This window comes from Vibrio sp. 2304 (assembly GCF_033339475.1).
Taxonomy (GTDB): domain Bacteria; phylum Pseudomonadota; class Gammaproteobacteria; order Enterobacterales; family Vibrionaceae; genus Vibrio; species Vibrio alginolyticus.
Genome location: NZ_JAWOUQ010000006.1, coordinates 76,639 through 89,177, shown reverse-complemented (window position 1 = coordinate 89,177; position 12,539 = coordinate 76,639). Strand labels below are relative to the sequence as shown.

10 protein-coding genes and 1 riboswitch are annotated in these 12,539 nt (G+C 46.6%); of the genes, 6 read left to right on the top strand and 4 right to left on the bottom strand.

Going from position 1 to position 12,539, the window contains the following annotated elements; all coding sequences use genetic code 11:
- Positions 1-116: 116 nt before the first annotated feature.
- Positions 117-1,133, bottom strand: a complete 1,017-nt coding sequence (gene fbp / locus R7P64_RS13525) for a class 1 fructose-bisphosphatase (protein ID WP_005383114.1) — start codon at positions 1,131-1,133, stop codon at positions 117-119.
- A gap of 312 nt (positions 1,134-1,445) precedes the next feature.
- Here fbp and mpl point away from each other — a divergent pair, with 312 nt between their 5' ends.
- The 5 genes from mpl (at position 1,446) to thiQ (ending at position 7,019) form a co-directional block, all read left to right on the top strand.
- Entirely contained in the window at positions 1,446-2,804 is a 1,359-nt protein-coding gene (gene mpl / locus R7P64_RS13520) for a UDP-N-acetylmuramate:L-alanyl-gamma-D-glutamyl-meso-diaminopimelate ligase (protein WP_213968492.1), read from the top strand.
- Between the two features lie 5 nt (positions 2,805-2,809).
- Positions 2,810-3,448 carry a flavin prenyltransferase UbiX gene (locus R7P64_RS13515; protein WP_033906022.1) on the top strand — a complete coding sequence of 213 codons (639 nt, stop codon included), beginning with the start codon at positions 2,810-2,812 and terminating at the stop codon, positions 3,446-3,448.
- Positions 3,449-3,485: 37 nt separating this feature from the next.
- Positions 3,486-3,622, top strand: a riboswitch (TPP riboswitch).
- Between the two features lie 72 nt (positions 3,623-3,694).
- The gene (gene thiB, locus R7P64_RS13510) at positions 3,695-4,687 is read left to right on the top strand and encodes a thiamine ABC transporter substrate binding subunit (RefSeq protein WP_222712319.1); all 993 of its coding nucleotides are present in this window, start codon (positions 3,695-3,697) and stop codon (positions 4,685-4,687) included.
- 41 nt (positions 4,688-4,728) lie between these two features.
- Positions 4,729-6,315, top strand: a complete 1,587-nt coding sequence (gene thiP, locus R7P64_RS13505; RefSeq protein ID WP_222712320.1) for a thiamine/thiamine pyrophosphate ABC transporter permease ThiP — start codon at positions 4,729-4,731, stop codon at positions 6,313-6,315.
- The gene (gene thiQ, locus R7P64_RS13500; protein WP_005379648.1) at positions 6,315-7,019 is read left to right on the top strand and encodes a thiamine ABC transporter ATP-binding protein; all 705 of its coding nucleotides are present in this window, start codon (positions 6,315-6,317) and stop codon (positions 7,017-7,019) included. The genes thiP and thiQ overlap by 1 nt, the downstream gene beginning before the upstream one ends.
- A gap of 18 nt (positions 7,020-7,037) precedes the next feature.
- Here the strand turns inward: thiQ and R7P64_RS13495 are convergent, their stop codons facing one another.
- Positions 7,038-7,985: a LysR family transcriptional regulator gene (locus R7P64_RS13495; protein ID WP_213867115.1), complete on the bottom strand. Its 948-nt coding sequence runs from the start codon at positions 7,983-7,985 to the stop codon at positions 7,038-7,040.
- Positions 7,986-8,077: 92 nt separating this feature from the next.
- Between R7P64_RS13495 and R7P64_RS13490 the strand changes: the two genes are divergently transcribed.
- Positions 8,078-9,154, top strand: a complete 1,077-nt coding sequence (locus R7P64_RS13490) for an alkene reductase (protein WP_222712321.1) — start codon at positions 8,078-8,080, stop codon at positions 9,152-9,154.
- A gap of 62 nt (positions 9,155-9,216) precedes the next feature.
- Here R7P64_RS13490 and R7P64_RS13485 read toward each other — a convergent pair whose 3' ends face one another.
- A complete protein-coding gene (locus R7P64_RS13485; RefSeq protein ID WP_005379654.1) occupies positions 9,217-9,654 on the bottom strand; it encodes a universal stress protein in 438 nt (145 codons plus the stop codon).
- A gap of 45 nt (positions 9,655-9,699) precedes the next feature.
- Complete coding sequence (locus R7P64_RS13480) at positions 9,700-12,279, bottom strand: TRAP transporter permease (RefSeq protein ID WP_005383099.1); 2,580 nt, start codon at positions 12,277-12,279, stop codon at positions 9,700-9,702.
- Positions 12,280-12,539 lie beyond the last annotated feature (260 nt).

Here is a 12,539-nt window from a genome sequence, read left to right as displayed (position 1 = left end):
TTTTCATTAACGATGAGTCACACAAAAGCGGTTTCATCTGATGATAAATTCGCGTTTCACTTTAGCGACAAAAACGCGGCAGGTAAACACCTGCCGCGTTGGACAAAGGTCTGAAATTATTCTTCGTCGCGGTGCAGTTCAAGGAACTCTTCAACTTTGCGAACCATGTTCTTCGAACCCACAAAGAAAGGTACACGCTGGTGCAACTCAGTAGGCTTGATGTCCATAATGCGATTCACGCCGTCCGATGCAATGCCCCCAGCTTGCTCAATGAGGAATGCCATAGGGTTACATTCGTAAAGCAGGCGTAGCTTGCCTTGTGGGTGGCTTTGTGTGCTTGGGTAAAGGTAGATACCACCTTTCAGTAGGTTGCGGTGGAAATCAGCAACCAGCGAGCCAATGTAGCGAGAAGTGTATGGGCGACCGTCTTCTGGCACGTTTTCTTGGCAGTACTTGATGTACTTCTTCACCCCTTGAGGGAAACGAATGTAATTACCTTCGTTGATGGAGTAGATCTTACCATCATCAGGAATCATCATGTTTTCATGAGAAAGACAGAAGCTGCCGATAGATGGGTCGTAAGTAAAGCCGTTTACACCGTTACCAGTTGTGTATACCAACATGGTGGAGGAGCCGTAAATTACGTAGCCCGCAGCCACTTGTTTGTGACCAGGTTGTAGGAAGTCTTCTTCAGTTGGTGGAGTACCGATTGGAGAAACACGACGGTAAATCGAGAAGATAGTACCAACAGAGACGTTCACATCGATGTTAGAAGAACCATCAAGTGGGTCCATCAGTACTACATATTTGGCGTTTTGGTTGAGTTCTTTATTGAACGCAACTGCTTCGTCTTCTTCTTCACTGGCAACGCCACACACTTGGTCACGAGCTTCAAGCGCGGCTTTGAACTTATCGTTCGCGTAAACATCGAGCTTTTGCTGATCTTCACCTTGGACATTTTCCGTGCCTACAGCACCAGTGATATCACCGAGACCCGCTGCGTTGATTTCGCGGTTAACGATTTTTGCAGCTAAACGAATGGAGGCTAAAAGGGATGATAGATCACCGCTAGCGTGGGGGAAATCCGCTTGTTTTTCGACAATGAACTCGCCTAGGGTGCGCAGTCCTGACATGGTTAATCCTTACATTTTCATTTCATTGGGGGTAGTGCGCAAGTGAGCATCTCTTTATGGATGTTAAACGATTGCGCTGGATGTAAGTTTAAGTCGCAGATCTTTTTAATGGTAATGAAGTAACTGTTTGAGATCTCAATTTATTTGTAGACTTGTTTGAGGGATTCATCAGTAAGCAAGAGGTTGTACAGTCTGTGTTCAACCTTGTCATATTTGTGAAAGGGACTGCAAGAAGAAGGCTAAAGTCACTCGCTTTTCAGGCGGTAATCGCGATAATGAAAGCATTAAAAAACGCATTACAAGGTTTAGTTTATGCACATTCATATCTTGGGTATCTGTGGCACATTTATGGGCGGCGCAGCGATTCTAGCGCGCCAATTAGGACATAAAGTCACTGGTTCTGATGCCAACGTTTATCCGCCAATGAGCACACTGCTTGAGTCTCAAGGTATTGAAATTATTGAAGGCTTTGACCCGTCTCAACTCGACCCCCAACCAGATCTTGTGGTGATTGGTAACGCGATGAGCCGTGGCAACCCGTGTGTCGAGCATGTGCTCAACACTAACATGCGTTACACCTCTGGCCCGCAGTGGCTCAACGAGTTTTTGCTGCATGATCGTTGGGTATTGGCGGTATCGGGTACACATGGGAAAACGACCACGTCGAGCATGCTTGCTTGGATACTTGAAGATTGTGGTTATCAACCGGGTTTCTTAGTCGGTGGGGTACTCGGTAACTTCGGAGTGTCTGCTCGTTTGGGTGAAAGCATGTTTTTTGTCGTTGAAGCCGACGAATATGACAGTGCTTTTTTCGATAAGCGTTCTAAGTTTGTGCATTACCATCCTCGCACTTTAATCATGAATAACCTTGAGTTCGATCATGCTGATATCTTCGATGATCTAGAAGCGATCAAGCGCCAATTCCATCATTTAGTGCGAACTGTACCGGGCAATGGATTGATCTTAGCGCCGAGGAAAGATCAAGCGTTAGCGGATGTATTAGAGCGTGGCTGCTGGACAGAAAAGCAGTTTTCAGGTGTTGATGGCGACTGGCAAGCGCACAAATTAGTGCTTGATGGCTCAAAATTTGACGTTGCGTTGAAAGGCGAGAAGGTTGGTACCGTCGAATGGAATTTGGTGGGTGACCACAATGTGGATAATGCGCTGATGGCAATCGCTGCTGCACGACATGTTGGAGTCACTCCGGATCTTGCTTGCCAAGCATTAGGGCGTTTCATCAATACCAAGCGCCGTTTAGAGCTGAAAGGTGAAGAACAAGGTGTGACGGTTTACGATGATTTTGCGCATCACCCAACGGCAATTGAACTTACTGTCGGTGGTTTGCGTAACAAGGTAGGTGAAAAACGCATCCTAGCTGTGTTAGAGCCGCGTTCTGCCACCATGAAGCGTGGCGTACACAAAAACACACTTGCAGAATCACTACACAGTGCAGATGAAGTCTTCTTGTTCCAGCCAGATAATATCGAGTGGTCTGTGCAAGACATTGCCGACCAATGCACACAGCCAGCGTTTGTCGATGCGGATATAGATAACTTTGTAGCCAAGATCGTCGAACGTGCGCGACCAGGTGATCAAATTCTAGTCATGAGTAACGGTGGCTTTGGTGGTATTCACGGAAAACTTCTTGAGCAGTTAAAACAAAAAGCCTGATTGATATGCAAAACAAAACACAACCCTCTCATAAAAAAGCCATCACGTTGGCATTAACGGGTGCTTCTGGTGCTCCCTACGGCCTTCGTCTTTTAGAATGCTTGGTTGCGGCGGATTATCATGTCTACGTTCTGATTTCTTCGGCGGCTCGTGTTGTGATGGCAACCGAGCATAATCTTAAGCTACCAAGTGGCCCAGAAGCGGCGCAGCAAGCATTGGTAGAGCACCTGAACTGCAATCCCGATAACATCACCGTTTGCGGTAAAGATGACTGGTTCTCACCGGTTGCGTCTGGTTCTGCTGCACCAAAGCAAATGGTGGTTTGCCCATGTTCTGCGGGAAGCGTTGCAGCTATTGCGCATGGTATGTCAGATAACTTGATCGAGCGGGCCGCTGATGTGGTAATGAAAGAGCGCGGGCAGCTGTTGCTCGTGGTTCGCGAAACACCATTTTCAACGCTACATCTGGAGAACATGCACAAACTGTCGCAAATGGGCGTCACCATCATGCCAGCAGCTCCAGGCTTCTATCATCAGCCAAAGAGTATTGAAGACTTAGTGGATTTTATGGTGGCGAGAATTCTTGACCACTTAGGTATTGAGCAAGGTTTGGTGCCTCGTTGGGGTTATGACCAGCGCTCGTGAGCTGATTGTGTAACCACTCAAATACCTTTACAATCCATCCAACTCATCGGGGAGCAAACCCATTTAGCATTGAGTCAATCAATGCATTGGGGCGCTGAGACCTAAGTGTTTAACTAGGGACCCGTATTACCTGAACCAGATAATGCTGGCGTAGGAATTGAGTCTGGATATTGGAAGTCCTTAATAGCCGCCTCAAACCCTGTGCCGCTCAACTTATTTCTCTGAAATACTCATGGAGAGCGAGCAGTGAAACCCACTCTAAATCTGATTGCCCTAGCTGCAATTACTTCAACTTCAGCGTTTGCTGCTGAAAACCCATTAACTATTTATACCTACGATTCTTTTGCCGCAGATTGGGGGCCGGGTCCTAAAATCGAGCAAGCTTTTGAAGCAAAATGTGGCTGTGACGTTAACTTCGTAGCGTTGGACGATGGTGTGTCGATTCTGAATCGTCTTCGTCTTGAAGGCGGTAATAGCAAAGCGGACATCGTATTAGGTTTGGATAACAATCTGATGGCAGAAGCGAAGAAAACCGGTCTGCTTGCCGAGCACAATGTAGATACGTCCAATACAGTGTTACCAAACGGTTGGAGCGACACGACGTTTGTACCGTACGATTACGGCTACTTCGCGTTTGTGTACAACAAAGAGAAACTGGCTAATCCGCCGAAAAGCATGAAAGAGCTGGTGGAAACGCGCGACGATCTGAAAGTGATTTACCAAGATCCGCGGACTTCAACGCCGGGCCAAGGCTTGATGCTATGGATGAAATCTATTTATGGCGACGATGTGACGCAAGCGTGGCAGAAGCTAGCGAGTAAAACCGTAACGGTCACGAAAGGTTGGTCTGAGGCGTATTCTATGTTCCTCAATGGTGAGTCCGATTTAGTGCTTTCTTACACCACCTCACCTGCGTACCACTTAATTGCGGAAAACGACTCGAAGTTTGCGACGGCGAATTTTGCTGAAGGCCACTACATGCAAGTTGAAGTCGCCGCCAAAGTGAAAGGGGCAAAAAATTCAGAACTTGCTGATCAATTTATGAGTTTCATTTTAAGTGATGAGTTCCAATCGGCGATGCCAACGGGTAACTGGATGTACCCAGTCACTGACGTTGAATTACCTAAAGGTTTTGAAACCTTGAATGTTCCAAGCAAGTCGTTGAGCTTTAGTGCTGATGAAGTGGCAAAAATGCGTAAGTCTTGGATTCGCGAATGGCAAAGCGCATTGACGTTTTAGCTGACGTTTCCACTCTCATCTGAATGAGATAGGTTTTACCTTTGAATTCTGTTCCAAAAATAGGTTTAGGGGTCGCGATGATCATCGCGACCTTTGTTATTTCTGCCCTAGGTGCTTTGATTGTTCAAGCCCCTTCACTTGATGTGTCTGTGGTATGGGGCGACCCTTACTATCAACATGTCACCAAGTTCAGCTTTTACCAAGCTTTTCTTTCCACATTGCTCAGTGTTGGCTTTGCCATTCCAGTAGCGCACGCACTTTCGCGTCGCCAATTTATTGGTAAATCATTACTGCTTAAGCTGTTTGCATCGACACTGGTTTTACCGGTTTTGGTTGGTGTTTTTGGGTTGTTAGCGATTTATGGCAACAGTGGTTTGTTGGCGCAGTGGTTGCAAAGTTTCGATACTAAACTGCCATTCTCTATTTACGGTTTGAACGGTATTTTACTCGCCCATGTGTTCTTTAATTTACCTTACGCGGCGCGATTGCTTCTGCAAGCCTTGGAGTCTATTCCTGCCGAGCAGCATAAGCTTTGCGCGCATCTTGGGATGAGCCATTGGGATAAGTTTCGCTGGGTAGAATGGCCGCGTTTAAGGCAGCAGCTTCCCCACGTTTGTGGGTTGGTGTTTATGTTGTGCTTTACCAGTTTTGCCACTGTAATGGCGTTGGGGGGCGGGCCAAAATCCACCACCATTGAATTGGCCATTTACCAAGCGATTAAGTTTGATTTTGATTTACAAGCTGGGGCGTTATTGGCGCTGTGGCAGATGCTGTTATGTGGACTGCTTGCTATTGGTGTGCAGAAGTTAACAAAGCCTGTTGCTATCAGTGCTGGCAGCACATCGGTACAGCAATTTTTAACGAAGGATCATGGGTGGTCAAAAGCTTGGGATAGCTTTTGGATCATAGGTGCCTTTTTACTGGTAATACCGCCGTTATTGATGGTGTTACTGAGTGGCATCAACCAACAAGTTTGGACAGTATTAACCGATGAGCGTTTTTGGTCTGCGCTATTGAACTCTCTCAAAGTCGCCTGTGTCGCTAGCGCGCTTGCGGTCGCTGCAGGGGTGTCCATACTATTGACCAGTCGCCGTTGGCGGTTGCAGTACAAAAACACGCGAGCCGATCAGATAGAGTTAATCGGCACCATTATTTTGGTGACTCCAGGTCTGGTGATTAGCACCGGTTTATTCTTACTACTGCGCGCATTTACCGATGTTTTTAGCTTGGCATTTTTTGTCGTGATTTTGGTGAACGGTTTGATGGCTTTGCCTTACGTGATCAAAACGCTAGCGCAGCCAATGCTGCACATTGAACAACAGTATCAGTATGTATGTGCCAGCTTAGGCATGCGTGGCTGGCAACGGTTTAAAGTGGTGGAGTGGCAGGCGCTACGCAAGCCGTTTGCACATGCGTTTGCGATCAGCTTTATGTTTGCAATAGGGGATTTAAGTGCCATCGCACTGTTTGGTGGACAAGAGTTTCGTACCTTACCTCTGTATTTGTTCCAGTTGCTTGGCAGTTATCAGATGGACGCAGCTGCGGTGGTATCGGTGACCCTATTGTTGTTGAGTGTGGGCTGTTTTGCCTTGATTGAGAAAGTATTGAAAACGAAGGAGAGAGCGTAATGTTAGTGTTGGATGATGTGCAGTACACCTACCAACGTGAACTGTTTCGTTTTGACTTAACGATTGAGCAAGGACAGATTGTATCGCTGATGGGACCAAGTGGGGCAGGGAAGTCAACCTTGCTGGCGTTGGTGGCAGGATTCATCCATCCTGACCGTGGTGATATTTGTGTTGATGGTGAGTCCATTGTGCGTAAAGAGCCTTATCTGCGTCCGTTCTCTATGTTGTTCCAAGAGCACAATTTGTTTGCTCACTTATCGGTGCGTGACAACATCGGTTTGGGCTTACACCCGGGGCTAAAGCTCACGGTGGACCAAAATCGTCAGATTGAACAAGCCGCGCAGCAAGTTGGTGTTGCAGAGTACCTCGACCGTTTGCCAGAGCATCTTTCTGGTGGCCAGCGTCAACGTGTTGCCTTAGCGCGTTGTTTTGTTCAGCCTCATCCCATGTGGCTATTGGATGAGCCGTTCTCGGCGCTTGATCCGGTGTTGCGTGAAGAGATGCTGAGCTTGGTAAAAAAACTCGCAGCAGAGCGGGGAATAACCGTATTGATGGTCACGCACCATTTAAGCGATGCCAAAGCGATTGCCAGCCACTTTGTGTTTGTGGCAGATGGTAAAGTGGAAGCCGCGGGTGATATGTCTGCATTGAGTGAACAGCATGCTAGTGAGAAACTTGCGGCATTTATCCGAGCAGCATGCTAGTGCCTGATAGTTGCTAGGTTATGCTTCTCCGCAACACAAACCATGCCGAGGGCCAAATTCAAATTGAGATCTTAAGCTCATGATATGGTCAATCATTGCTTGTACACGCCGTGGGCGGTTTGCTCCAGGACGATAGACTAAATAAATAGGCATTGGTACCGTGTGCCATTGCGGTAACACTCTGACTAAGGTGCCACTTTCTAGCTCTTGCGTCATGTTCTGCACAGGTAAGTTCGCGATGCCTAGTCCTTTAAGTGCGCCTTTTAATATTGCTTCTACAGTTGTACTTGAGAAGTTACTGGTTATTGAAACATTGACGGTATTATCGTGTGAGATCAGCGTCCAAGGTCCTATTTCTGAAACATATTGATACCTCAAACAGTTGTGTTTTGTCAGATCTTCTGGCGTTTCAGGTACGCCGAACTCAGCTAAATACTCAGGGCTAGCAGCCAGGACTCGAGTGGTATAGCCTAATTTTTTTGCGATCAATCGATCATCAACTATCTGACCGACTCGAATTGCCATATCAAAGCCGTGTGAAAACAGATCAACAAAATCGTTCGATGCTTCTAACGCAATTTGTACTTTTGGCCATTGTTTTAAAAATGGCAAAAAGATGTGTTCCGCCATATACGCATCCAACGCTGGTGGCGCGGAAATACGCAGCCGGCCTTGGATCTGTTGTTCCATCTCCTGTACGTCATGGCCAATTGAGTGGAATTCCTCAACTAAGCTTGCAGCACGCTCTAAAACCATTTGGCCAGCTTCGGTGATCACTAACTTTCGGGTTGTGCGCTCTATCAGTTTGGCTTCAAAGTGTTGTTCGAGTTTGGTTATGGCTTTACTAACAGTAGATTTTGGTAGGTTTAACTCCAGCGCGCACTTGGTTAAGCTCAGTAGTCGACAGCTTGTGACAAAGATAGAAAGCGTTCTAAAGTCAATTGTTTCTAAATTGCGAACAATCACTTTCAATTATCCATATTGTTTCAATATTAATCTGATTATAGTCTGGCACCTCATCCTTAGCCATCAAGTTATTGTCATTTGAGGTAAACAACATGTCCAACTCTGTAGACTTATTTTCTCCTATCGAACTCGGTCAATTAGCATTAGATAACCGTGCCATTATGGCGCCTTTAACGCGAGCTCGTGCTGGCGCAGACCATATTCCTAATGACCTTATGGTTGAATACTACGCTCAACGTGCGAGTGCCGGACTTATCATTGCTGAATGCACCATGGTGATGGAAGGTACGTCTGCTTTCATGGCAGAGCCGGGTATTTACAACGAAGAGCAAATCGCAGCTTGGAAAAAGGTAACGGATGCGGTTCATGAGAGAGGCGGTAAGATTGTACTGCAAATTTGGCATGCGGGACGAGCTTGTCATCCTGATCTGAATGAAGGAAAAACACCTGTAGCGGCGAGCGCATTGGCCATTCGTGATGAATTAGTCCATACCCCTTCGGGTAAGCAAGCATATACGGTACCACGAGCACTCGAAGTGGATGAGATAGCTTCCATTGTTGCGGCGTTTAAACAAGGTGCAGAAAACGCCAAGAAAGCAGGCTTTGATGGGGTCGAGATACATGGCGCCAATGGTTATCTTATTGATAACTTCCTTCGTGACGGTTCAAATTTACGTACCGATGAATACGGTGGTTCGGTTGAAAATCGTGCTCGATTTTTACTTGAGATAGTGAAAGAAGTCGTTGAGGTGTGGGGACCTGGAAGAGTCGGTCTGCGTACATCTCCGCTAAATGGATTTAATGACATGAAAGACAGTGATCCAGTTGGCTTGGTGCGTTACTTAGCAGAGCAACTTAATTCTTTCGATCTTGCTTATTGGCACGTGATGCGTGCGGATCTGAAAGGCGTACAAAAAGCAGATGTTCTCAAGCCAGCACGCGAAAACTATCAAGGTTACCTAATGGCCAACGTGGGCTACAGTGCACAAGAAGCGACAACGGCAATTGCAGAAAATCAAGTTGATGTGGTCGCATTTGGCGTTCCCTTTATCGCAAACCCAGATTTAGTTGAGCGATTTAAGAAAAATGCACCTCTTAATGAGGCGAAACCAGAACACTTTTATTTGGGTGGAGCAGAAGGTTATACCGATTACCCAGTGATGGCATAACCCTTACTTGTTTAATATAAAAAGGACGCTAATGTTAGCGTCCTTTTTGTTTCTGTATTTACTTAGCCTTGCGGTTTTACGACCATCACATTGATTGGAGAATATTCCACAACCTTACTCGCGACAGAGCCAAGCATTACTTTATTGATTTTAGAGCGCTTGTGACTTGGCATAATGATGAGATCAGCGCCTAAACGTTCTGCATAATCAAGAATGGTCGCGTAGGCCTTGCCTTCAGCAACATGCACTTGGTAAACCACATCTTCAGCAATATGCTCATTAGCGAAAGTTTTTAGTTGCTGCTTCACGTCTTGCTTCATTTTGGCTGCAGCATCTTTCGGAAAGTATGTTGCAACCATCGACATGTGAATACCAGGTAGTACCGTCAGAAGATGGATTTGAGCATTTGCTTGCTTTGCCTGCCAAACCGCTAGTTCAACTGCTCGGTCTGAAAAGCCTTGGTCATTTAGATCAACCGGAACAAGAATTTGTTTGTACATTCAATGTCTCTCATTAAGGCCCCTTTATCCTCGGGGCCAAATCGGTTATGCGCTCAATTGTTCCTTACGAGCACGACGTTTTTGGTTCATGGCAAGCACCAGCAAAATCATTAAGCATGGTACAAACACCCACTCTTTCATCGGACGGTCTGCATCCTGGATAACCCACTTGATTTCCCAATCAAAGTCGATACCTGCGGACTCTGCTGGACTACCAAATTCAACCATATCGACAATCATTTTGTTGTCACTTTCGGTCAGCATCAGACCCATAGATGAAATACGTGCGTCTGCTGTTGTCGCACTGTCTTCGAATGGAAGACGAACCGTTTTCTCAATGTAGTCGCCCTCAAGGTTTTCACCGGCAACACGTAACTCCAATGATTCTCCTACATTTAGTGTTTCCGTGATTTGAGCTACCTCAACGCCAGGAGAAAGAACTTTCGCTGGGTACAGCATGTCCCACCAAAAACCTGGACGGAAAAACGAAAACGTCAGTACTAATAATAGGACTGTTTCCCACCACTTGTTACGCGTGAACCACCACCCTTGAGTTGCCGCAGAGAATATCAGCATTGCAATGATCGATGAGATGACCGTGAGTGCCAAATGCCACCAAGAGTCGATCCCCATTAACAATAGCTGGGTATTGAACACAAACATGAACGGCAAAATAGCGGTTCGAATATCGTAAGTAAAACCTTGGATACCGGTACGAATTGGATCTGATTTCGCAATTGCTGCTGCTGCAAAAGCCGCAAGACCTACAGGTGGGGTATCGTCGGCCAAAATACCAAAGTAGAAAACGAACAAGTGCACAGCTATCAACGGAATAATCAAGCCATGCGCTGCGCCGAGCGTAACAATAACCGGCGCCATTAGCGTAGAGACCACGATGTAGTTCGCCGTTGTTGGCAGACCCATCCCCAGAACCAAGCTAATGATGGCGGTAAAGAGCAGCATAAGAATGATGCTGCCACCAGAGATAAACTCGACGAAGTCGGTCATCACTAGGCCGATACCCGTTAGTGTAACAACACCAACAACGGTGCCCGCTGCCGCGGTTGCAACGCCGATACCAATCATATTGCGCGCACCAGAAACTAAGCTCTCGGCAAGATCGACAAAGCCATCTTTGGTTTGCTGAAGCATGTCACCTTGCTTTGACAGCAGTGCAATCAACGGACGTTGAGTCAGCAAAATGAAAATCATGAACACCGTTGCCCAGAATGCCGAAAGGCCAGGTGAGAAACGTTCGACAGTCAAACACCAAACCAATACGACGATAGGGAGTAGGTAGTGCAAGCCTGACTTAACGGTTGGGCCAGGATCAGGTACTTCTGTTAATTCTGCATCAATCTCAATTGCGCCATCTTGCACGTGATTTGCTGAGACTTTCACCAACCCAACGTACGCGATTAATAGTGCGACGGTAACAATTGGTGTCGCGGCATCACCAAAGACGTCCTTTGTCCAACCCACTCCGTAGTAAACCAATGCGCTGATCACACACAATCCTAAGATTGTGCCAGTAAAGGACAGCAGACTTTGTACTAGTGTTGGGTTGTGGCGACGAGGAAGGCCTGTCATGCCTGCTTTACACGCTTCAAGGTGAACAATGTAAATTAAAGCAATATAAGAGATTAGCGCTGGAAGTAGGGCGGCTTTAATCACCTCAACGTAGGAGATACCGACGTATTCCACCATCAAAAATGCTGCTGCACCCATGATTGGCGGTGTTAACTGACCATTGGTTGAAGCCGCTACCTCTACCGCACCCGCTTTTGTGCCGGGAAAGCCAACACGCTTCATCAGTGGAATCGTAAAGGTGCCAGTTGTTACTACGTTTGCGATTGAAGAACCAGAAACCAGACCAGATAAACCTGATGCAACAACGGCCGCTTTAGCTGGACCACCTTTCATATGGCCAAGTAACGAGAAGGCAACTTTAATGAAGTAAGCACCAGCACCAGCGCGTTCCAGCATTGCTCCAAACAATACAAACAAGAAGACAAAAGAGGTAGAAACACCTAGCGCAACCCCAAATACGCCTTCTGTTGTTAGCCACAAGTGAGACATGGCCTTGTTCAAGCTTGCCCCTTTGTGTGCGATAACGTCAGGCATGTAAGGGCCTGCAAAGGTGTAAGTAAGGAAAACAGCAGCCACGACCATCAATGGTGGACCAAGAGCTCGGCGTGTTGCTTCTAAAAGGAGGATCATACCGATAACAGCAACAACGATATCAACCGTTGTCGGTGCGCCTGAGCGTCCTGCTAGCTCGGTATAAAAAAGGTATATATAGGCTGCTGAAAAGCTGCCAGCCAACGCGAGTATCCAATCAACAAGAGGGATATGATCGCGAGGAGAATTCTTCATCGCTGGATAAGCAGTGAAAGCCAAAAAGATCGCGAAAGTAAGGTGGATAGATCGCGCTTCCGTGTCGTTCAGTACGCCAAAATTGAAAATAAATGGTAACGGGGATGCGTACCATAATTGAAATAGTGACCAACACAGAGGAACAAACCAAAGGATTCGTCCTTGCATTCCCGAAGGGCTACGTGCACCTGTGTCTGCCTGAGCCACCATTTCTTGCACATCTTGTGACGGAGCTTGATTCGTCGCCATGTACTTTTTCCTTATTATTGATGGTCCTGTCTGATTTTTATCGAGAACCACACTTCGCCTCTATCAGTGTAGTGAATGGAGCGAAGTTTGCTTTCGAGTATTTTGCTGCCTGAACTCAAAGTGTTGATTGTTGGATACTCTGTTAGGCGGCGTTTAAGTTTTCTTGGGTATGAGCTCGCAGTTTTCAGAAGAAAACTGGCGAATGAAGCATACAGTTAGAACGTGCTACAACCTGTATGCACAAACAGGCAGAAAATATT

Coding starts and splice junctions, on each gene's coding strand:
- R7P64_RS13485 (WP_005379654.1), bottom strand. CDS start 9,654: ATGTACAAACAAATTCTTGTTCCGGTTGATCTAAATGACCAAGGCTTT.
- R7P64_RS13515 (WP_033906022.1), top strand. CDS start 2,810: ATGCAAAACAAAACACAACCCTCTCATAAAAAAGCCATCACGTTGGCA.
- R7P64_RS13480 (WP_005383099.1), bottom strand. CDS start 12,279: ATGGCGACGAATCAAGCTCCGTCACAAGATGTGCAAGAAATGGTGGCT.
- thiQ (WP_005379648.1), top strand. CDS start 6,315: ATGTTAGTGTTGGATGATGTGCAGTACACCTACCAACGTGAACTGTTT.
- R7P64_RS13490 (WP_222712321.1), top strand. CDS start 8,078: ATGTCCAACTCTGTAGACTTATTTTCTCCTATCGAACTCGGTCAATTA.
- fbp (WP_005383114.1), bottom strand. CDS start 1,133: ATGTCAGGACTGCGCACCCTAGGCGAGTTCATTGTCGAAAAACAAGCG.
- mpl (WP_213968492.1), top strand. CDS start 1,446: ATGCACATTCATATCTTGGGTATCTGTGGCACATTTATGGGCGGCGCA.